Annotated in this window: 18 protein-coding genes; 7 read left to right on the top strand and 11 right to left on the bottom strand. The window is 43.9% G+C overall.

Annotated elements, in window-relative coordinates:
* Positions 1-89: 89 nt before the first annotated feature.
* The 7 genes from ED652_RS23725 to nrfB all read right to left on the bottom strand — a co-directional run bounded on the left by ED652_RS23725 (position 90) and on the right by nrfB (position 5,630).
* Positions 90-266, bottom strand: coding sequence for a hypothetical protein (locus ED652_RS23725; protein ID WP_162929926.1), 177 nt, complete (start codon positions 264-266; stop codon positions 90-92).
* A gap of 89 nt (positions 267-355) precedes the next feature.
* Positions 356-796: a heme lyase NrfEFG subunit NrfF gene (gene nrfF / locus ED652_RS07265; protein WP_122054083.1), complete on the bottom strand. Its 441-nt coding sequence runs from the start codon at positions 794-796 to the stop codon at positions 356-358.
* The gene (locus tag ED652_RS07260) at positions 793-1,347 is read right to left on the bottom strand and encodes a DsbE family thiol:disulfide interchange protein (protein WP_122054081.1); all 555 of its coding nucleotides are present in this window, start codon (positions 1,345-1,347) and stop codon (positions 793-795) included. Before ED652_RS07260 ends, nrfF begins: the two co-directional genes overlap by 4 nt.
* A complete protein-coding gene (locus ED652_RS07255; protein WP_122054080.1) occupies positions 1,328-3,250 on the bottom strand; it encodes a heme lyase CcmF/NrfE family subunit in 1,923 nt (640 codons plus the stop codon). The genes ED652_RS07260 and ED652_RS07255 overlap by 20 nt, the downstream gene beginning before the upstream one ends.
* 128 nt (positions 3,251-3,378) lie before the next feature.
* On the bottom strand, positions 3,379-4,353 hold the full coding sequence (gene nrfD / locus ED652_RS07250) for a cytochrome c nitrite reductase subunit NrfD (RefSeq protein WP_122054078.1): 975 nt from the start codon (positions 4,351-4,353) through the stop codon (positions 3,379-3,381).
* A 2-nt stretch (positions 4,354-4,355) separates the two neighbouring features.
* Positions 4,356-5,042, bottom strand: coding sequence for a cytochrome c nitrite reductase Fe-S protein (nrfC, locus tag ED652_RS07245; RefSeq protein WP_076678915.1), 687 nt, complete (start codon positions 5,040-5,042; stop codon positions 4,356-4,358).
* 3 nt (positions 5,043-5,045) lie between these two features.
* Positions 5,046-5,630 (bottom strand): cytochrome c nitrite reductase pentaheme subunit, encoded by a 585-nt coding sequence (gene nrfB, locus ED652_RS07240; RefSeq protein WP_076678916.1) that lies wholly within the window; start codon positions 5,628-5,630, stop codon positions 5,046-5,048.
* Between the two features lie 481 nt (positions 5,631-6,111).
* On the opposite strand from nrfB, the gene nrfA reads away from it, so the two are divergent.
* Positions 6,112-7,542: an ammonia-forming nitrite reductase cytochrome c552 subunit gene (gene nrfA / locus ED652_RS07235; protein ID WP_174214620.1), complete on the top strand. Its 1,431-nt coding sequence runs from the start codon at positions 6,112-6,114 to the stop codon at positions 7,540-7,542.
* 127 nt (positions 7,543-7,669) lie between these two features.
* On the top strand, positions 7,670-8,014 hold the full coding sequence (locus ED652_RS07230; protein ID WP_122054076.1) for a rhodanese-like domain-containing protein: 345 nt from the start codon (positions 7,670-7,672) through the stop codon (positions 8,012-8,014).
* A gap of 51 nt (positions 8,015-8,065) precedes the next feature.
* Here ED652_RS07230 and ED652_RS07225 read toward each other — a convergent pair whose 3' ends face one another.
* Both ED652_RS07225 and gyrA read right to left on the bottom strand, forming a co-directional pair.
* Positions 8,066-8,695 carry a tetratricopeptide repeat protein gene (locus ED652_RS07225; RefSeq protein ID WP_122054074.1) on the bottom strand — a complete coding sequence of 210 codons (630 nt, stop codon included), beginning with the start codon at positions 8,693-8,695 and terminating at the stop codon, positions 8,066-8,068.
* Positions 8,696-8,947: 252 nt separating this feature from the next.
* Positions 8,948-11,620 carry a DNA topoisomerase (ATP-hydrolyzing) subunit A gene (gene gyrA, locus ED652_RS07220; RefSeq protein ID WP_017106649.1) on the bottom strand — a complete coding sequence of 891 codons (2,673 nt, stop codon included), beginning with the start codon at positions 11,618-11,620 and terminating at the stop codon, positions 8,948-8,950.
* A 258-nt stretch (positions 11,621-11,878) separates the two neighbouring features.
* Here gyrA and ubiG point away from each other — a divergent pair, with 258 nt between their 5' ends.
* The 4 genes from ubiG to yfaE all read left to right on the top strand — a co-directional run bounded on the left by ubiG (position 11,879) and on the right by yfaE (position 16,936).
* Complete coding sequence (gene ubiG, locus ED652_RS07215) at positions 11,879-12,625, top strand: bifunctional 2-polyprenyl-6-hydroxyphenol methylase/3-demethylubiquinol 3-O-methyltransferase UbiG (RefSeq protein ID WP_122054072.1); 747 nt, start codon at positions 11,879-11,881, stop codon at positions 12,623-12,625.
* Positions 12,626-13,140: 515 nt separating this feature from the next.
* Positions 13,141-15,423: a class 1a ribonucleoside-diphosphate reductase subunit alpha gene (gene nrdA / locus ED652_RS07210; RefSeq protein WP_076669905.1), complete on the top strand. Its 2,283-nt coding sequence runs from the start codon at positions 13,141-13,143 to the stop codon at positions 15,421-15,423.
* 101 nt (positions 15,424-15,524) lie between these two features.
* Complete coding sequence (gene nrdB, locus ED652_RS07205; RefSeq protein WP_004733365.1) at positions 15,525-16,658, top strand: class Ia ribonucleoside-diphosphate reductase subunit beta; 1,134 nt, start codon at positions 15,525-15,527, stop codon at positions 16,656-16,658.
* Positions 16,658-16,936, top strand: a complete 279-nt coding sequence (yfaE, locus tag ED652_RS07200; protein ID WP_017110975.1) for a class I ribonucleotide reductase maintenance protein YfaE — start codon at positions 16,658-16,660, stop codon at positions 16,934-16,936. The genes nrdB and yfaE overlap by 1 nt, the downstream gene beginning before the upstream one ends.
* Before the next feature lie 227 nt (positions 16,937-17,163).
* Here the strand turns inward: yfaE and napF are convergent, their stop codons facing one another.
* Together napF and ED652_RS07190 are read right to left on the bottom strand one after the other, a co-directional pair.
* Positions 17,164-17,679, bottom strand: a complete 516-nt coding sequence (gene napF / locus ED652_RS07195) for a ferredoxin-type protein NapF (RefSeq protein ID WP_122054071.1) — start codon at positions 17,677-17,679, stop codon at positions 17,164-17,166.
* Complete coding sequence (locus ED652_RS07190) at positions 17,679-18,245, bottom strand: molecular chaperone (RefSeq protein WP_122054069.1); 567 nt, start codon at positions 18,243-18,245, stop codon at positions 17,679-17,681. The genes napF and ED652_RS07190 overlap by 1 nt, the downstream gene beginning before the upstream one ends.
* A 199-nt stretch (positions 18,246-18,444) precedes the next feature.
* Here ED652_RS07190 and ED652_RS07185 point away from each other — a divergent pair, with 199 nt between their 5' ends.
* Positions 18,445-20,883 carry a DmsA/YnfE/YnfF family dimethyl sulfoxide reductase gene (locus tag ED652_RS07185; protein ID WP_122054068.1) on the top strand — a complete coding sequence of 813 codons (2,439 nt, stop codon included), beginning with the start codon at positions 18,445-18,447 and terminating at the stop codon, positions 20,881-20,883.
* The last annotated feature ends 4 nt before the right edge of the window (positions 20,884-20,887 follow it).

Raw genomic sequence — 20,887 nt, 5'->3', positions numbered from 1 at the left:
CAGGTAACAAAAAACCCCACATTGGGATGACCAACATGGGGTTATAAATTAATCAGTTGCGGCTAAAGCTACGATTTTTTACAGAACGATCAACTTACTTGAGTTTGCTTCCAGATGATAAGTTGAACCCAAGCGTTCTCTAATTCAGTTAGCTCTTCTTGAGTAAGCGTAGAAATGCTCGACTTTGCACTGTATTTTTCTGCCCACTTGTCAGATCGGACATGAGTATGGAACTCTTTCTTTAAATTTGAGATTACGTTATCCACAGATACATCCTTATATAACAGTGCTTAGCCTTTATAATCCTTTAATGTTACAAAATACAGGTCAATTGGTAAACAGTAATACATAATTTTTATGAGCTCTTTCTAACACTTTTTACTGATAAATATATAAATAGCAGAGGTAATAGGCTCGGAAGTAACCAAAGTAATAAGTTTGAAACACTAATTGTCGGTTTATAGAGCACAAATTCACCGAACCTTTCCGTCATATATTGAGTAATTTCATTATTACTCTTCCCTGCTTTTACCATATTGAATACAACGAGGCGTAAGTCTTTTGCTATCGGAGAGTTCGACTCAATCAGGTTTTGATTCTGGCATTGCGGACAACGTAGCGTTTTTGCCAACGTAATAGCGCGCTGCTGCTGTTCTGGGTTTTCAAACTCAAACAGTTCAACTTGAATACTCGTGTCCTTGTTACTGGCTGTAAACAGATCTTCTGCCAAAGTCGGAAAACTAATAACCATAAGCGTAGACAGCACAACGAGTGCTTGTATTAAAGGCTTCATCATCCATTCGCACCATCAAAATACATCGCAAGTTCTTCTTGCCACACGGATTCGTTGATCACGCCCAGTAACTTCTTAATGATTTGGCCGTCAGCGTCGACCAAAAACGTTTCAGGAGTACCGATTACGCCGAGTTCTAACGCTAGCTTACCTTGAGGATCACTGATCACTGTTGAGTACGGATTGCCGTCGCTCGATAACACATTGATTGCTGCCCCGGAATTATCTCGATAATTGAGCCCAACAATTGGAATACCTTTGCCGTGAAGTTTGAGCAAAAAAGCGTGCTCAGTTTTACATATGCCGCACCACGAAGCCCATACATTAACTAATTGGTAAGGATGCTGAGTGATATCAGTCAACGTGATTCCCTGTTTGCCACTAATGTCTTCACTATTCGCTAACGCAGTAGATATGAATTCTGGAAATGCCCTTTTCTGCTCCGACACAGTTGTCGATTGTTGTTTATTATTGAGCGCAAAGGCAAACCCCAACACCACAACGAATGCCAATACAATTAACGTGATGAGCTTGTTACGAACGCTGGTATGCATACTGTGACGCCTTAACGGTTTTCTTTTTACGATGAGTCAATGAAAGTAAAGCGCCGAGAATGGAGAACAACCCACCAAACCAGATCCAGCGCGCATACGACTTGTACTGCACTCGAAACGCATAAGCGGTAGAGTCTACTTTCTCGCCCATGGTGATATACACATCACCATGCCAGAACCACTTCATTGCAGGCTCACTCATGTTCATGACACGAACTTGGTAGTGTCTTCTTTCTGGCGCGATAGAAAAGCTTTTCTCATTAGTATTTAAGCTTAGTATCGCCTTCTCTGCGGTAAAATTTGAGGCGACATAAAGCTCAGTATCACGATGAGAAAGCGTCCAGTCCATGAACTCTACTTGTGCGCCCGGGCTTAGTTTATAGCTGCGCTCAAATGAGTGATAGCTATTCATTGCAGCACCTACAGCGAGTACTGCAACCCCGACATGAGCAAAGGTCATCACCCAGACTTTGCGTTGGAACTTGGAACTGCGCGTCACCACTAAGCCATAAACATGAGTTAGTAAAACCCAAAATGCGAGTGACCATGTCATCAGAACCATCACTTGTGCTTGCGCCTGTTCGAGTTGCCAGGAATAACAAACGTAACCCAATACCAATGACGCCACAGCTAGCGATGAAATAACACCTTTAGTCGCTTGAGGTTTAATACTCAGCAAAGGGGCTAAGCCGACGACGGCCAACGCAAGCAAAGCCAAAGGTGCAATCAACAGATTAAAGTAAGGCGCACCTACCGATATGTTCCCCAGTCCAAGTAACTCGAATACCATTGGATAAAAAGTGCCAAAAACAACCACCGCTGTCGCCAGTACAAAGATGAGTACCGCAACTAAGCTCAAAAAGCTTTTGCTGGCGAAGCTGGTAATCGGGTTAGATTCAAAAGATTCGCCTCTCACTATAAGCAGAGAGAAAGAGCTCACCAGCACCAACACCAATATAAGTAGCAGCGCGATACCTTTGGTTGGGTCAACAGCAAAAGCATGCACCGACGTTAGTACGCCAGAACGAACGATAAAGGTACCTAAGATACTCAAACAAAATGTAATGAAAGCAAGGCTGAGAGACCACTTTAGAAGCTGTTGCTTGCCCTTAGCAACGCCTAGGCTGTGCAATAAAGCTGTTGAAGTAAGCCATGGCAACAAGCTAGCATTTTCAACAGGATCCCAGAACCACCAGCCGCCCCAACCCAATTCGTAATACGCCCACCAAGAGCCAAGAATGATCCCTGCGGTTAAAAAGATCCAAGCGACTAGACACCAACTGCGACAATGAGCAACCCAATCGAATTCAATTGGATCAACCAGCAATGCGGCTACAGCAAATGCCAACACCACAGAAAAGCCAACATAGCCAAGGTAAAGTAATGGAGGGTGAAAAATCAGCCCGACATCTTGTAACATTGGGTTAAGATCACGCCCTTCTAGCGGCAACGTCGAGTTCATTTCAAATGGGTTTGATGCAAATAACGTAAACCAAGCAAATATCGCGAGCAGTAAATTCATTACCCACAACACACGGCTTTGGTATTCATTCGAATAGTGTTTTTGTAAGGCGATAACGCCAGACCAGACGCTGATCGTCAGTACCCAAAATAACAAGGAACCTTCATGGCCTGCCCATACGGCTGCAAGCTTAAAAAATGAAGGTAGTTGAGTATTTGAATGTTCAGCGACATAGAGGATAGAGAAGTCATCACTGACAAAGGCATAGCCAAGCAACGCGACAGAAGTGAGAGAAAACAGTGCACTTGAAAGAGAGAAACTGCGGATTAAACCTATATTTTGCGCCCGCTTGTTTAGCATTTGATAAAACGAATGCACACCAATAATGCTACTGAGTACAGCAACCAACACTAAACTAAACAGCCCCAAAGAACCGACCATATCACCTCAATAAGGCTCCGCTAGAGCAGAGCCGATCTGAACACGCATCTCATGCTTACTAAAAGCATGTTCATTAATAAGCAGATGTTTAGTATCCAACATCTACTCACTAACAAACTTGAGCAAAATTAAGCTATCGTTAACTGTCCTGCATATAGGACAAAAGTTCGCAGCATTAATACGCCCATTAGGCTTAGCGAAGTCACGGAGAAAATATACACCGAGCTATGGCGGATTGAGGATGGTGTAACGGCATTTAACAGTAATGGTAGCACCATACCGACACCGATCACGCCATACCAGAACCAACTTGCCCAGAAACCACTACCAATCGCGTTCCATACTGCTTGCTCACTTTGACCACCAGCGAAGATAAGTCCAGTAAAGAAAGTAATAAGAACAAACAGCTCAAACATCACAACCGGACGTTCAAATCCATGTATCCAAGAAATACTCGGACTGTGTGGCGACTCTTTGAAGACCAATACACCAAATAAAATACACGCAGCCGCGCCCGAAGATAGACTCGAAAACAAGAATAGAATCGGCAAAACTGGGTTATTCAATAATGGGAAGGTATTTAAAGCTGAAAGCAAAAAGCCCGTATATGCAGCAAGCATCAATGCGAGAACCGCTAAGAATATTTCCAGAGCATTCTCAAACACCTCTAACTTACCTATCCATTTTCCAACAAAGTCGAGGCGCCCTTTCAACCATGCTTGGTCGTTCAAGAACACGACAATTTGATCTCGGAAAATAATACCGATCCAAAGGAACAAGATCACCATATACACTTGGAATAAGATCACACCCATCGACATCACAGACGTTGGGTTATAAAAGATCATGATCTTCCAAAATGACAAAGGCTTAGTTAGATGGAAAACTAAGATCAACAGACCTGCAATGATCCCAAACGGAGCAAGAAAAGCCGTAGCCTTTAATACACCATTATGAGCCGGATCACCTTCAATAACCTTGCGCTTAAGATAAATGGAGATCATTACGGCACCCGCCGACATCCCCGCGAGAAATAGATAGATTGCAATAATCCAGTCCCATACCACCGTACCAGACTGAAAAGCTGTATCCCATGCACTCATAATCAAATCTCCCCTTTTTGGTGTGGCACTTTATAGAGTTTTGGTTGAGTGCCCAGATAGGCTTTATCTCTGTAAACCACCTCAGATTGAAGTACTTGGTTTATCTCACTCTTAGGGTCATTCAAGTCGCCGAATATCAGCGCTTTGGTTGGGCAAGATTCTACACAAGCAGGCAACTTCCCTTGTGCTAGATTGGTATCACGACAGAAGTTACATTTATCGGCTGATTTGTTCTCTGGATGGAAAAAGCGCACTTGATATGGGCACGCTAACAAACAGTAACCACAACCGACACACTTATCTTTGTGGACATCAACAATGCCCGTTTTTTCATCTTTGTAGGCAGCACCTGTTGGGCAAACCATGACACATGGAGCGTTATCACAATGTTGGCAAGAGTTACGAGTAAAACGGTAATCAACATTTGGATATTCGCCTTGGGGTTCGCTCTTAATAATTTCTAAGCGCGACACGCCTTCAGGTACTTTGTTCACTTCACGGCATGCTTCTGTACAAGCAGTACAACCAATACACGCGGTTTCGTCATGAATCATTCCATAACGTTTAGCGCCATCTTCTTGGACATTGGCTAATGTTTTACGACTTGTTACCGCCGCCGTTCCTGCAACGCCAGTCGTAAAGATAACGGCACCCGCGCCCGCTAAAAAGTTTCTTCTTGAGCAGCTCATAGATTACTCCCCTTCTTTCTTCTGGTTGAAGTCTGAATGGCAATCCACACACAGCTTAATGGTTTGCTTTTTATCTAAGCCCAACACCTTCGCTTCAGTCGCATGAACATCATGGCAGTTTGAACACGTTAAGTTTTGCGCGTGAACATCGTGGGTCCAACTCGCTTCACGCAGATCATCAGGCTTGTGACAATCGATACATTGACTATTGGCATCTAAAATTAAGCTAGGGTCTAGGAAAACCTTTTCGGTTCCCGGTTGTGATTGAGCCTCACGATACTTCACCACTTCAGGTGCACCTTCTCGGTGATCGGGGCTAATAGAACTATGACAGTCGGTACAATTTACTTCGCGGCCAAGCAAAGCGTGTGCACTTTCACCATGTGAACCCAATACCGTTTCTTTTGAATCTTTATGGCATTGAACACACTTGTAGTCTTTGTCACGGAATAATTCGACTTCATGTCTTGTTGATTCTCCTACTGGCGTAACAGCAGGCTCAGCAACAGCATGAATGGAATAACCATAGAGGCAGAATGCTAGAAGGGATTTAAGCATTATGACTATGGCCAATTTAATATTGCCCATTTTATCCTTTCCTTATACCGGAATTATTTAACTCTCAACTAAACAATATTCCGGTTAAACAAAAGTACCCTTAAACGATATTATTACCGTTTAAATGATATCAATTCTTATTTTGGATAAGCCACAACGCTTTCTATAGTTAGAATATACCTCTAATTAGGTAATACGAAATTTGGATGGGTTAATCTGTGAACGCAATCACCCTATTTATATCATGGTCAATCTAGGTAATTGATTGTTATATATGATAATAATTCTCAATTGAATTTTAATACCACTAACCGACAATACCTCTTTAGGGGTATATAAACTTCAACGTGATTGAAGTCACTACCGTTAATTGATCTAAGACAAGCTATATCCAACACGTAACAAAATGTGTTTGTCTATGAATTAATATAAACAGGAATTCTCCAGTTCTTAATTTGAATAGCAAACTCACAACGCTTGGTATAAGAATCAGTATATTGGAGATATCACTGTGAAAAAGCATTGGATACGTAATTCGGTCACAGCACTATTAATGGTTAGCGCATCACTAGCAAGCGCGACCAGTTTTGCTGCGTCTGAACAAAAAGAAATTGGCGACCCTCGTAACGGCCAGTTCGAGCAAAACCACCCAGATCAATATCATTCATGGAGACAGACTTCAGAAAGCGAAGTTATTGAAGACGCACTAAAAGAAGATCCAAACATGGTCATCATGTGGGCTGGCTACGGCTTCGCAAAAGATTACAACAAAGCACGCGGCCACTTTTATGCCATTGACGATGTAAGACAAACACTTCGTACTGGCGGCCCAACGGACGAAAGCTCTGGCCCAATGCCAATGGCGTGTTGGAGCTGTAAGAGCCCAGATGTCGCTCGTGTTATCGAAGAGCGTGGTGAAGATGGTTATTTTGAGGGTAAATGGGCGCGTCTTGGCAACGAGATCATTAACCCTATTGGCTGTTCAGACTGTCACGATACCCAAAGCGAAGGCTTTAAGAATGGTGAGCCAGCACTGAAGGTGACTCGCCCTTATGTAGAACGCGCATTTGAAACGATTGGTAAAAAGTTTGATGAGCAAAGCCGCTTAGACCAACAAGCTTCTGTTTGTGCTCAGTGCCACGTGGAATACTACTTCACAGGGCCAACCAAAGGTGTGAAGTTCCCTTGGGACCAAGGTACAACCGTTGGCGACATGGAACGTTACTATGATGCAATCAACTTTAAAGATTGGACGCATAAAGTATCGAAAGCACCCATGCTGAAAGCACAGCACCCAGGTTTCGAAACATGGCGCGAAGGCATCCATGGTAAGAACAAAGTCGTTTGTGCTGACTGTCATATGCCAAAAGTGACCAAAGAAGATGGCACTGTTTATACCGACCATAAAGTGGGTAACCCATTCGACCGCTTCGAAGATACGTGTGCAAACTGTCACACTCAATCGAAAGAAACCATGCGTAACATCGTTTCAAGCCGTAAAGCGCAAGTGCTGAACATGAAGCTGACAGCCGAGAAGCAAATCGTTGCTGCTCACTTTGAAGCAAGCGCAGCATGGGAAGCGGGTGCGACAGAGCAAGAGATGGAACCTATCTTACTCGATATCCGTCACGCTCAATGGCGTTGGGACTACGCTATCGCGTCTCACGGTATTCATATGCACGCACCTGAAATCGCTCTAGAAGTGCTAGGAACTGCCGTTGACCGCGCCGCGGATGCTCGTACTAAGATTGTTCGTCTACTAGCGAAAAAAGGCATCACCGATCCAATTGAGATTCCAGATATCTCGACAAAAGAAGCGGCTCAAAAAGCGCTTGGAATGGACATGGATAAGATGAACGCTGAGAAACAACACTTCTTAGACACGGTTGTTCCTAAATGGGAAGAGCAAGCTGAAAAGCGTGAAGCCAACTACGAATACTAGTTTCTTCAATTAGACCATTAAGTAAAAACCAGTCACACTATTGTTGTGTGGCTGGTTTTTTTAGGTTTTGGGGGAATACACATCACTATCGATACCCCGATCCACTCGCCAATTAAAGGATTAAACAATGAAAATCTTACTTTCGCTTACGGCATTATGTATTGCACTACTCAGTTCAAGCGTTCATGCCTCTGAGCGTGCTGAGACAGGGTGGGAGTTAATAGAGAGAGGCGCATTAGTCGTTGATGTCAGAACACCTGCAGAGTTCGAACAAGGGCATCTAGACAACGCCATCAACTACCCTCTTTCTGAGGTGGCTACTCACTTTGCTCAGATAGATAAAGACCAACCCATCGTGTTGTATTGCCGCAGTGGCAATCGTTCAGGGCAAGCTTATCAATTCTTGCGCGATCAAGGGTTTACTCAAATCCACAATGCTGGTGGCTTAATCGAAATGCAGGAAAACCAATAATCTTCGAAATGATCTCTTAAGTAAGATCGCCTCTTTAGCAGTTAGCCTAGTTTAGCGGATCATCTGTTTGGCTTGGTTGATCGAATGAATAATGGAGACACGATCAATGCCCTTCTGATTGGAATCTAAGATTTGAGTCCACGCATCGATCGCTTGTTGATAGCGCATGCTGATGAAGTGATCGGTCGCAATCAGCATCAATGCCGTACGATCATTGGGATCAAGCTGCATTGAGTGCTCCAACAACGCATTAACATCATCACTCATCGCTTGAGAGCTCAGATAATAAAGTGCGGTTGCTTTGGCAGCATAGAGGCCAGAAGGCGCTTGAGGATCTAAGCGAATCGCATAATCGTAGCAAGTGAATGCCGCATCAAACTCCCCTTTCTGCATGTACACACCACCAAGCTTAAACCACAAGTCGGATTGATTCGGGTCTTGCTCAAGGCTTTGCTGAAGTTCATTTTCGAAATCTGTTACCGTGTAGTTATTGCTATCATCCAAAGGAAGTTGAGGTAACTCTTGTTTCAGTTGAGACCAAACCAGTACGCTCAAAGCCACCGCAGTAAGAGAAATCACCACATTGCCTTTTAGATGGCTGACATTGTTGCTCACGGCAATAACGACCGCGATTAAAAACAGACTCATTAGTACCAACGCAACCAACAACCAGATATCCATTCCACATCCCTTTTATTTAGATCTACCTCTACTCTATCGTTTTCGCCCTGCCTCGTTATTGATCAAAGTTTAGCGTTCGAGATTTAGTGCTCAAACTTTCGCATAAAAGCGACGGGGTAAGGTTGGTGTTCAAACCTAAGCCGTAAGCCATAAGCCATAAGCCAAATAGAAGAGAAATGACAGGCAATAAAAAACCGAGCACTTAGGCTCGGTTTTTTCATTGGTAAGCTTAATTACTTAACGTAATCGAGATTACTCAGTGTCTTGCTCGCTATCACTTTCAGAGTCAGAAGCATCAGATGCTTGCTCTTCACTTGATTCAGAAACAACAGCTGTTTCAGCGTTTACTGCGTCAGCATTTGCTTCTTCAGTCTCTTCGCCTTCAACAATCTCCGCTTCTTCTACTTCGTCGATACGTTGTAGACCTACAACATTCTCGTCTTCAGCAGTACGAATCAGTGTTACACCTTGAGTGTTACGACCAACTTGGCTTACTTCCGCTACGCGAGTACGTACTAGTGTACCTGCGTCGGTGATCATCATCATTTCATCGCCTTCTTCAACCTGAACAGCACCAACTACTGGGCCATTACGATCAGAGACTTTGATAGATACTACACCTTGCGTTGCACGGCCTTTCGTTGGGTATTCAGCCAGCTCAGTACGCTTACCGTAACCGTTTTGAGTCACAGTTAGGATATCGCCTTCGTTTGAAGGAACAATCAGTGAAACCACTTGATCGTCTTCTGGAAGCTTCATACCACGAACACCAGAGGCAGTACGACCCATTGGACGTACTTTGTCCTCGTTAAAGCGAACAACTTTGCCCGACTTCGAGAACAGCATGATGTCGCTATTACCGTCAGTAATATCAACGCCAATCAGTGAATCATCGTCACGTAGGTTAACTGCGATTAGGCCGTTAGCACGTACGTTTGCGAATTGATCCAGTGATGTCTTCTTAACGGTACCGTCGCCTGTTGCCATGAAGATGAATTTCTCGTTTGAGAATTCAGAAACAGGCAGGATAGCCGTAATACGTTCACCTTCTTCTAGAGGAAGAATGTTAACGATAGGCTTACCACGAGCGGTACGGCTTGCTTGAGGCAGTTGGTAAACTTTCAGGCGGTACGTTTTACCACGAGTAGAGAAACATAAGATGTTATCGTGAGTATTAGCAACAAGCAGACGCTCAATGTAATCCTCATCTTTCATCTTAGTTGCACTCTTACCCTTACCACCACGACGCTGAGCTTCGTAGTCGCTTAGGATTTGGTACTTAACGTAACCTGCGTTAGAAAGCGTTACTACAACGTCTTCTTGAGCGATTAGCTCTTCCATGTCGATGTCATGAACCGCTGCTGTGATTTCTGTACGACGTTCGTCGCCATAGATATCACGTACCGCTTCAAGTTCTTCACGGATCACTTCCATCAAACGCTCAGTGCTTGCAAGGATATGCATTAGCTCAGCGATCTCTTCTAGAAGTGCTTTGTATTCGTCTAGAATCTTCTCGTGCTCAAGGCCAGTTAGGCGGTGAAGACGAAGTTCTAGAATAGCTTGCGCTTGAGTTTCCGTTAGGAAATATTGACCATCACGGATACCGTATTGGTCTTCAAGCCAATCTGGACGAGCTGCATCAGTACCAGCACGTTCAAGCATTGATGCAACGTTACCAAGATCCCAACCACGAGATACTAGACCAACTTTAGCTTCTGCTGGTGTTGGTGCGTTCTTGATCAGTTCAATGATTTCATCAATGTTTGCAAGCGCTAAAGATAGAGCTTCCAAGATATGTGCACGGTCGCGCGCTTTCTTCAATTCGAAGATAGTACGACGTGTCACAACTTCACGACGGTGATCAACAAAACACTTCAACATATCTTTAATGTTGAAAAGTTGTGGTTGGCCGTTGTTCAGAGCAACCATGTTGATGCCGAAAGTTGTTTGCAGTTGAGTTTGTGAGTAAAGGTTGTTTAGTACAACTTCACCGACAGCGTCACGCTTACATTCAATAACAATACGCATACCATCTTTATCAGATTCGTCACGCAGTGCACTGATGCCTTCAACTTTCTTGTCTTTTACAAGTTCTGCAATCTTCTCGATCAGACGAGCTTTGTTCACTTGATATGGAATTTCAGTAACGATAATTGTTTCTTTACCGTTCTTTTCCATTTCAATGTTCGCGCGCGAGCGCATGTAAACTTTGCCACGACCAGTCTTATATGCATCAACAATGCCCTTACGGCCACTGATTAATGCTGCTGTCGGGAAGTCTGGACCAGGGATGTAGTCCATTAGCTCATCAATAGTGATGTCTTCATTATTGATAAATGCTAAACAGCCATCAACAACTTCGCCAAGGTTATGTGGCGGGATGTTGGTAGCCATACCTACTGCGATACCAGAAGCACCGTTAACCAATAGGTTTGGTATTTTTGTTGGTAAAACTGCTGGTATTTGCTCGGTTCCATCATAGTTAGGAACGAAGTCAACCGTATCTTTATCAAGATCCGTTAATAGCTCACCAGCTATTTTTGACATACGAACTTCGGTATAACGCATTGCCGCAGCTGAATCGCCGTCAACCGAACCAAAGTTACCTTGGCCATCGACTAACATATAGCGTAGTGAAAACGGCTGAGCCATACGAACAATTGACTCGTATACCGCACTATCACCGTGTGGGTGATATTTACCGATTACATCGCCTACTACACGAGCAGACTTTTTATATGCTTTGTTCCAATCATTACCTAGTACATTCATCGCGAACAAAACGCGGCGGTGTACTGGTTTTAGGCCATCACGCACATCTGGAAGGGCACGACCAACGATGACGGACATCGCGTAGTCTAGGTATGAACCTCTAAGCTCATCTTCAATATTTACGGGCGTGATCTCTTTCGCTAGATCGCTCATAGAGCCATTTTCCCTCTATAGTCAGATCGTATTTTTGAATACGTATAAGACCGAAAAATATAACACAAATTTACCTACGGAGGCATCACTTTCCCTCTCCTTTTACCATCTTGTGACCCTTGTAGCCAATCTATTGATGAGAAATTGCACCTCAGCGTCATATCTTGCTGAAACATGGTCACTTTACACCCAATAAACTAGCAAAATTGTAGATCTTCTGGTCAGCAGGAAAAGGCAAGTTATAATGCCTGCAATTTCATGGATGCATTATTTAACTTGGAAATGCCGATTATGACTAAATCACAGAACGTAGACCCAGCAGAAATCAAAAAATTCGAAGACATGGCGTCGCGCTGGTGGGATCTAGAAGGCGAGTTTAAGCCACTACATCAAATCAATCCGCTGCGCTTAAATTACGTGCTAGAGAAAACCAAAGGCCTTTTTGGCAAGAAAGTTCTCGATGTCGGCTGCGGCGGCGGTATTCTGGCTGAAAGCATGGCTGTAGAGGGTGCAGTAGTCACCGGACTAGATATGGGTAAAGAACCGCTAGAAGTCGCTCGTCTGCACGCATTAGAAACTGGCACCAAGCTCGATTACATCCAAAGCACCATTGAAGACCATGCAGAGCAAAACCCACAAACTTACGATGTGGTGACGTGCATGGAAATGCTAGAGCACGTTCCTGACCCACAATCGGTTATCTCGGCTTGTTCAAAATTGGTTAAACCGGGCGGACATGTGTTCTTCTCGACATTGAACCGTAACTTTAAGTCTTACCTGTTTGCTATTGTTGGCGCAGAGAAGCTACTTAAGATTGTGCCAGAAGGTACTCATGACCACGAAAAGTTCATTCGACCAGCTGAACTCATCAAGATGATCGACAATACACCTCTGCAAGAATTAGGCATTACTGGGCTGCATTACAACCCACTAACAGATACGTATCGTTTAGGGTCAAATGTCGATGTGAATTACATCGTCCACACTCAAAATTTCGCCCAATAATTATTCGTATCTCTACCAGTATCCCTACCGTAAGATCTTTTATAAAAAAGGCTCATGAAAAGAGTTGCAATTAACATAAGATTGCGACTTTTTTCAGTCTAAATTTCGTGCGCCAGCTTCCATTTTGACCACCTCGATTTAAATTTAATCACCTAAAATCCATCGCCCATTTTGCCCAAAGATCAAGGGATTTTTTTTATGGGAGTGCAAAAATAAAGCATCCTTAAAAGGCGGCTTTTATACAATCAAGTCACATCTAACCTCATCAGTTAGTGGTCACTTACAGTTTTTTTTAATCCACCACTTATCCACAAGCAACCCAATTTCTTTACCTTGAAAAATATCAGTTGTAGCACTATCTTGTAACCCAACAAACAAATGACCCCCATATGTTGTGTTTGAACTACAATGTATGGGTAGACCAAGATCACAAAGCCGAAACGTAATTTACAAAAATTATACAGAAATACACAAAAACACGGCCTTGTTCAGTTTTGTTAGGGAAATTAAGCAGAATGAACCAACAACTTACTGTTACCAAGCGTAACGGACGTAAAGAAACCATCGATTTAGAGAAAATCCATCGCGTGATTACATGGGCAGCTGAAGGCTTGCACAATGTTTCTGTATCACAAGTAGAATTGAAAGCTCACATTCAGTTTTACGATGGCATTACCACGACTGACATTCATGAGACAATCATCAAGTCAGCAGCGGATTTAATCTCTGAAGAGACTCCTGATTACCAATATTTAGCAGCACGTCTGTCAGTGTTCCACCTACGTAAAAAAGCGTACGGTGAATACGAGCCGCCAGCTCTTTATGACCACGTTGCAAAACTGGTTGATATGGGTAAATACGATAGCCACCTTATGGAAGACTACACGAAAGCTGAATTCGAAGAGCTTGACGCGTACATCGACCACAAGCGTGACTTAAACTTTTCTTACGCGGCGGTTAAGCAGCTTGAAGGTAAATACTTCGTGCAGAACCGTGTAACAAAAGAAATCTACGAGAGTGCTCAGTTCCTTTACATCCTAGTTGCTGCGTGTTTATTCGGTAAATACCCGAAATCAACTCGTCTGGATTACATCAAACGTTTTTACGACGCCTCGTCTACGTTTAAGATTTCTCTACCTACACCGATCATGTCTGGTGTACGTACGCCTACTCGTCAATTCAGTTCATGTGTACTGATTGAGTGTGGTGACAGCCTTGATTCTATCAACGCAACAGCAAGCTCTATTGTTCGTTACGTATCTCAACGTGCTGGTATTGGTATCAACGCAGGTCGTATCCGTGCGCTTGGTTCTGAAATCCGTAATGGTGAAGCGTTCCACACGGGCTGTATCCCTTTCTACAAATACTTCCAAACAGCAGTAAAATGTTGTTCCCAAGGTGGTGTTCGTGGCGGCGCAGCAACCGTGTTCTACCCACTATGGCACGGTGAAGTTCAGTCTCTATTAGTACTGAAAAACAACCGTGGCGTTGAAGAGAACCGTGTTCGTCACATGGACTACGGTGTACAGCTGAACAAGCTTATGTACTCTCGTCTTGTTCAAGGTGGCAACATCAGCCTGTTCTCACCTTCTGACGTACCTGGCCTTTACGACGCGTTCTTCGAAAACCAAGAGCGTTTTGAAGCGCTTTACGTTAAGTACGAAAACGATCCTTCAGTGAAGCGTGAAACGGTTAAAGCCGTTGAGCTATTCTCTCTGCTAATGCAAGAGCGTGCTTCTACTGGTCGTATCTACATTCAGAACGTTGACCACTGTAATACACACAGCCCGTTTGATTCTGAAGTAGCACCTGTACGTCAATCGAACCTATGTCTAGAAATCGCGCTACCAACTAAGCCGCTTTCTAACGTAGAAGATGACGAAGGTGAAATTGCACTATGTACGCTTTCAGCGTTTAACCTAGGCGCAATCAACGAGCTAGACGATCTGGCTGAACTCTCTGAACTGGTTGTTCGTGCTCTAGATGCACTACTTGATTACCAAGACTACCCGCTTCCAGCAGCACGTAAGTCGACAATGAACCGTCGTACTTTAGGTGTGGGTGTAATCAACTACGCATACTACCTAGCGAAGAATGGTGTTAAGTATTCTGATGGCAGCGCAAATGGCCTGACTCACCGTACTTTTGAAGCAATTCAATACCACTTACTAAAAGCGTCTGTTGACCTAGCGAAAGAGCAAGGCCGTTGCCCATCTTTCCACGAAACCAACTACGCGAAAGGCCTACTGCCAATCGATACTTACAAAAAAGATATCGACTTAGTATGTGAAGAGCCACTGCACTACGATTGGGACACGCTACGTGAAGAGATCATGGAGCACGGCCTACGTAACTCTACACTGACAGCGCTTATGCCTTCTGAGACTTCGTCTCAAATCTCGAACGCGACTAACGGTATCGAGCCACCACGTGGTTACGTATCAGTTAAAGCATCGAAAGACGGCATCCTGAAGCAAGTAGTTCCTGATTTCCTAAATCTTAAAGAGAACTACGAGCTACTCTGGAACATTGGTACTAACGACGGTTACCTGCACTTAGTGGGTATCATGCAAAAATTCGTTGACCAAGCTATCTCTGCAAACACTAACTATGATCCAAGTGTTTACGACAGCGGTAAGGTACCAATGAAGCAACTGCTTAAAGACTTGCTAACAGCGTACAAGTACGGTGTTAAGACGCTTTACTACCATAACACGCGTGATGGTGCTAAAGACGACCAAGGCGATGCAGTTCAAGTGCCGGAAGAAGATTGTGAAGGCGGCGGTTGTAAGATCTAAACCGCAATAAACATTAAGACCCCAGAGAAGTTATCTTCTCTGGGTTTAAAGCATTAACAGGGTTCGTTTTATTACGGGTCCTTAAAGGATTTGAGGCATTTATGGCTTACAGTACTTTTTCTCAACAAAAAAATGACCAACTAAAAGAACCAATGTTCTTGGGTCAGTCGGTAAACGTTGCACGTTACGACCAACAGAAATTCGAAATCTTCGAAAAGTTGATCGAAAAGCAGCTTTCTTTCTTCTGGCGCCCAGAAGAAGTTGACGTGTCTAGCGACCGTATCGACTACAACAAGCTTCCTGAGCATGAAAAACACATCTTCATCTCTAACCTGAAGTACCAAACACTTCTAGATTCAATCCAAGGCCGCAGCCCTAACGTTGCCCTACTTCCTTTGGTATCACTGCCAGAAGTTGAAACTTGGATTGAGACATGGTCATTCTCTGAAACGATTCACTCTCGTTCATACACGCACATCATCCGTAACATCGTGAATGATCCAGGCGTAGTATTTGACGACATCGTTGAAAACGAAGAGATCCTAAAGCGTGCGAAAGATATCGCGTTTTACTACGACGACCTAATCAAGCTGACGGCTGACTACCACCGCTACGGTGAAGGCAACCACAATATCAACGGCGAAGACGTTAAGATTTCACTTCACGACCTGAAGAAGAAACTTTACGTATGTCTAATGTCTGTAAACGCACTAGAAGCGATTCGTTTCTACGTGAGTTTTGCATGTTCATTCGCATTCGCTGAACGTGAGCTAATGGAAGGTAACGCGAAGATCATCAAGCTAATCGCTCGTGATGAAGCACTTCACCTTACTGGTACACAGCACATGATCAATTTGCTGCGTAACGGCCAAGATGACTTCGAATTCATGCAGATCGCTGAAGAGTGTAAGCAAGAATGTTTCGACCTATTCAAAGAAGCGGCAGAGCAAGAAAAAGAGTGGGCAGAATACCTATTCAAAGATGGCTCTATGATTGGTCTAAACAAAGACATTCTTTGCCAATACGTTGAATACATTACCAACATCCGTATGCAAGCGGTTGGTCTAGGTACTGCTTACCCAGAAGCAACATCGAACCCAATCCCATGGATCAACGCATGGTTATCTTCAGATAACGTACAAGTTGCTCCACAAGAAGCTGAAATCAGTTCTTACCTAGTTGGTCAAATCGACAACGAAGTAAAAGCTGACGACTTTGAAGGATTTGAGCTGTAATGCCAACAATCAAAATCAACAAGCTGACTTCGATTGAATCTAACCCGTCGAATACTCTATTGGAAACAATGGAACAGGCGGGCTTAGAACCAGAATACAACTGCCGAGATGGGCACTGTGGTGCTTGTCGTTGCACGTTGGATTCGGGTGAAGTTGAGTACGTTGGTTTTGCTATGGCTTACACACAAGGCGATGAAATTTTGCCATGCATCTGCAAAGCAAAAACCGATTTATCGCTGAGTAACGTAACTCACAGAAGCAAACAGAAGCGCGCCTAAGCCAATCAGCTTAAGTTTGTTTCGTTTCATTTAGAGTTGCGTGAATTCAAATGTTTTTAAACGCTTTAGGTTTAAAGCAACGCCTCTTCAAAGATAACACGTATTAAAAAGGGTCCGCCTCCTCTTGGAATGCGGACCCTTTTTCTATTTAAATCTTTAGGTATCTGAGACGACTCTCCTATCACTCAAAGCCTTCTTGCTGGTTCCCACCAAGCAAAACCGGATGTTTACTGTTGAGTCAGGTTCAGAGTCACTGAGCCAATGTAACAAGCGCTTCGGCACTCTCCGCAACCATTACACTTATCTTTGTCTAAGGTAGGTAACTCCCCTACTTCGATTTGAATTGCACTTACTGAACAAGCGGCTTGGCACGCATTACAATCCATTTGCATGTAGTTGTTGCAGCTATCTGCAAAGCTAGGCTTGAGATCAATATAAGGCGTGACCGTTGGATGGAGTGCGCCAGTCGGGCACACTTCACTGCACTTATCACACAGCGAACAACTGTTGTAATCCAAATTCAGCAGCGCACTGCCCTCTAGCATCTCAATAACGCTATTTGGACACACTTGCTCACACAACCCACAACCGTCGCAAAGACGCTCAAACAGCACCTCATCAACCGCTCTCGGCGGCCTTGCATGCACGCGCAGTGATTTCTCTTCATAACTTGCCGCAGCTTTAACCGGCTTAGAGAGTCGAGTTAAGAAACCGCGTCTATTTGAATTTATTTTTTCAGACATTAATCGATATATAACTTTTTAGGAACAACGTTTATTTTATATTCAGATGTTAGATATTTAATCCAATCTATTACGTCAACTGATAGCTTCTTATAAAAAGATAGTTCTGATGCTGTATTTAATTTCTCTAAATAAACAGGAGACCAAGTTAATAAGTGGGAAGCTAATAATTCATGTGCTGAATCAATATTATTCTTTTCTAACAAATACGCATGGGCGAATAACATTAAACCAAATTGATCTTCTGGCTCTCTTAAACCTGTGTCCAATTCAATATGGTTCAATTCTAGAAACTGTCGATATTCCACAGTCGATGCACCAAACACAACACGGTCTTTATCTAGGTAAACAGAACCCCAAGGTGGTGCCGGCATGTCTCCAACGCCTTCAAACAGGCGGCTAAACTCTGTAACTAGCGCATCTTCTTGTTCATTTTGAAGTGCCTGCAAGCACTCTTCTGATAGTACTTCACTCTCGACCAATGCTTCGACTATGGTTAACAACTGTTCTTTACTTGTCGCTTGATAAAATAGCGAACCCAATAATTTATGCGTATCGATAATCATTATTATTTATACCGTAATAGGTTTTAACGACAATTATATTAATTAAACCATTCCATTCTTTGATCTAATTTATACATTCGATTCATAATATTTAAATTTCGCTCTTATTTGACGTTAATCAATCAAGAATTAGAAATAACAACATATAGATCAAACTACCTATAAAGTGCTAGCCATCAATAACAAAAGGCATCTTAGAATGACGAATAAGAAAGAATCTGGGGTAATGAATCTTACTCGAAGAAGCTTCATGAAAGCTTCTTCTGCGGTAGGTAGCGCTGCTGCACTCGCGGGCGGTATCGCTTTACCTTTCAAATCCAGACCAGTAGCGGCTGCGGTTGCTGAGAGTGTGGATGAGAAAATCGTATGGAGTGCATGTACGGTAAACTGTGGCTCTCGCTGCCCATTACGTATGCATGTGCAAAACGGTGAAATCAAATACGTAGAAACCGACAACACAGGTACTGACGAATACGGTCATCACCAAGTTCGTGCTTGTCTACGTGGTCGCTCTATGCGCCGCCGTGTTTACAACCCAGATCGCCTTAAATACCCAATGAAACGTGTTGGTAAACGTGGTGAAGGTAAATTCAAACGTATTAGCTGGGAAGAAGCTTACGATGAAGTTGCTGGCACCATGCAACGCCTTATCAAAGACTACGGTAACGACACCATCTACCTAAACTACGGTACAGGTACGCTAGGTGGCACTGTCACAAAATCTTGGCCACCAGCACAAACGCTGATTGCTCGTCTAATGAACCTAAGTGGTGGTTACCTGAACCATTACGGTGACTACTCAACAGCGCAAATCGCGAAAGGTTTGAGCTACACCTACGGTGGTTGGGCAAACAACAACTCTTTCTCTGATTTAGAGAACACTAAGCTTAACATCCAATTTGGTAACAACCCTGCTGAGACTCGTATGTCTGGCGGTGGTCTGATCCACCACTACGTAGAAAGCAAAAACAAATCGAACGCAAGAACGATCATCATCGACCCTCGCTACACCGATACTGCTGGCGGCCGCGAAGATCAATGGATCCCAATTCGTCCTTCTACCGATGCTGCATTGGTTGCTGGCCTTGCGCATGTAATGATCACTGAAGAGCTTGTCGACCAACCGTTCTTAGACAAATACTGTGTCGGTTACGATGAGAAGACGCTTCCTGCATCAGCACCAAAGAACAGTGACTACAAATCTTACATCCTAGGTTTAGGTGAAGACGGTGTAGAGAAGACGCCAGAGTGGGCTTCTAAGATCACAGGTATTCCCGTTGATACTATCGTCAAGCTTGGCCGTGAGATGGGCACTGCAAAACCATGTGCAATCCATCAAGGCTGGGGACTACAACGCACTGCGAACGGTGAGCTAGCTTGTCGTGCAATCGCAATGCTGTCGCTACTAACCGGTTCTGTTGGTGTATCAGGTGGTTCTACAGGTGCTCGTGAAAGTGACATCAACATTCCATTTGTTCGCTTCCCGACTGTGCCAAACCCAGTTGAAACTTCTATCTCGATGTTCATGTGGACAGACGCGATTTACCGTCACCATGAAATGACCGACATCACTGATGGTGTTCGTGGTGCAGAGCGCCTTAAGAACCCTATCAAGATGATCTGGAACTACGCTGGTAACTGTATTATCAACCAGCACTCAGACATCAACAAAACACACGAGATCCTTCAAGACGATACCGCGTGTGAAATGATTGTTGTGGTCGATAACCACATGACGTCTTCAGCGAAATACGCCGATATCATCCTGCCTGACTTAACAACATCAGAGCAAGACGACTGGTGTATGGATGGTAAAGCAGCAAACATGCCTTACTTCATCTTCGCGCAAAAAGCGATCGAGCCTCAGTTCGAAGCCAAATCTATCTACGAGATGTGTTCTCAATTGGCGAAACGCATGGGCGTGGAAAAAGAGTTCACAGAAGGCCGTACTCAAGAGCAATGGATTGAGCACCTTTACGCTGAAACTCGTAAGAACGATCCAACACTGCCAACCTTCGAAGAGATGAAAGAGTTGGGTATCTACAAACGTAGCTATGACCACCACTACATCGCTTACGAAGATTTCCGCAAAGATCCTGAAGCGAACCCACTGACCACACCAAGTGGCAAGATCGAGATCTACTCAGAGCAACTGGCTGATATCGCGAAGACTTGGAAATTGAAAGAAGACGAAGTGATTCACCCTCTTCCGATTTACGCTGATTCTTTTGAAGGCCACAACGACCCATTAGCAGAGAAGTACCCACTTCAGCTAACTGGTTTCCACTACAAGGCTCGCACTCACTCGACTTACGGCAACGTTGCAGAAATCAAAGCAGCAGCACCGCAAGAGTTGTGGATCAACCCTATTGATGCGAAAGAACGTGGTATCGAAAACGGCGACATGGTGAGTATTTTTAACGACCGTGGCGAAGTTCATATTCCAGCGAAAGTGACACCTAGGATTCTTCCTCGAGTTGTCGCGCTAGGCGAAGGTGCATGGTACGCACCAGATGGTCAGAAGATCGACCATGCAGGCTCTATCAACGTGCTGACCACTCAGCGCCCGAGCCCACTTGCTAAGGGTAACCCTCAGCATACAAACCTAGTTCAAATCAAAGCGCTAACGAAAGCATAAGGTA

This window comes from Vibrio sp. Evd11 (genome assembly GCF_900382755.1).
GTDB lineage: Bacteria > Pseudomonadota > Gammaproteobacteria > Enterobacterales > Vibrionaceae > Vibrio > Vibrio lentus.
Note: the sequence above shows the minus strand (reverse complement) of the source record. Positions and strands in the feature narration are given on the sequence as shown.

Bases quoted from the DNA above. Each gene is read 5' to 3' on its own strand.
- ED652_RS07255 (WP_122054080.1), bottom strand. From the start codon at position 3,250: ATGGTCGGTTCTTTGGGGCTGTTTAGTTTAGTGTTGGTTGCTGTACTC.
- yfaE (WP_017110975.1), top strand. From the start codon at position 16,658: ATGCCAACAATCAAAATCAACAAGCTGACTTCGATTGAATCTAACCCG.
- nrfD (WP_122054078.1), bottom strand. From the start codon at position 4,353: ATGAGTGCATGGGATACAGCTTTTCAGTCTGGTACGGTGGTATGGGAC.
- nrfB (WP_076678916.1), bottom strand. From the start codon at position 5,630: ATGGGCAATATTAAATTGGCCATAGTCATAATGCTTAAATCCCTTCTA.
- gyrA (WP_017106649.1), bottom strand. From the start codon at position 11,620: ATGAGCGATCTAGCGAAAGAGATCACGCCCGTAAATATTGAAGATGAG.
- ED652_RS07185 (WP_122054068.1), top strand. From the start codon at position 18,445: ATGACGAATAAGAAAGAATCTGGGGTAATGAATCTTACTCGAAGAAGC.
- ED652_RS07230 (WP_122054076.1), top strand. From the start codon at position 7,670: ATGAAAATCTTACTTTCGCTTACGGCATTATGTATTGCACTACTCAGT.
- nrdB (WP_004733365.1), top strand. From the start codon at position 15,525: ATGGCTTACAGTACTTTTTCTCAACAAAAAAATGACCAACTAAAAGAA.
- napF (WP_122054071.1), bottom strand. From the start codon at position 17,679: ATGTCTGAAAAAATAAATTCAAATAGACGCGGTTTCTTAACTCGACTC.
- ED652_RS07190 (WP_122054069.1), bottom strand. From the start codon at position 18,245: ATGATTATCGATACGCATAAATTATTGGGTTCGCTATTTTATCAAGCG.
- nrfF (WP_122054083.1), bottom strand. From the start codon at position 796: ATGATGAAGCCTTTAATACAAGCACTCGTTGTGCTGTCTACGCTTATG.
- nrfC (WP_076678915.1), bottom strand. From the start codon at position 5,042: ATGAGCTGCTCAAGAAGAAACTTTTTAGCGGGCGCGGGTGCCGTTATC.
- nrdA (WP_076669905.1), top strand. From the start codon at position 13,141: ATGAACCAACAACTTACTGTTACCAAGCGTAACGGACGTAAAGAAACC.
- ubiG (WP_122054072.1), top strand. From the start codon at position 11,879: ATGGATGCATTATTTAACTTGGAAATGCCGATTATGACTAAATCACAG.
- ED652_RS07225 (WP_122054074.1), bottom strand. From the start codon at position 8,695: ATGGATATCTGGTTGTTGGTTGCGTTGGTACTAATGAGTCTGTTTTTA.
- ED652_RS07260 (WP_122054081.1), bottom strand. From the start codon at position 1,347: ATGCATACCAGCGTTCGTAACAAGCTCATCACGTTAATTGTATTGGCA.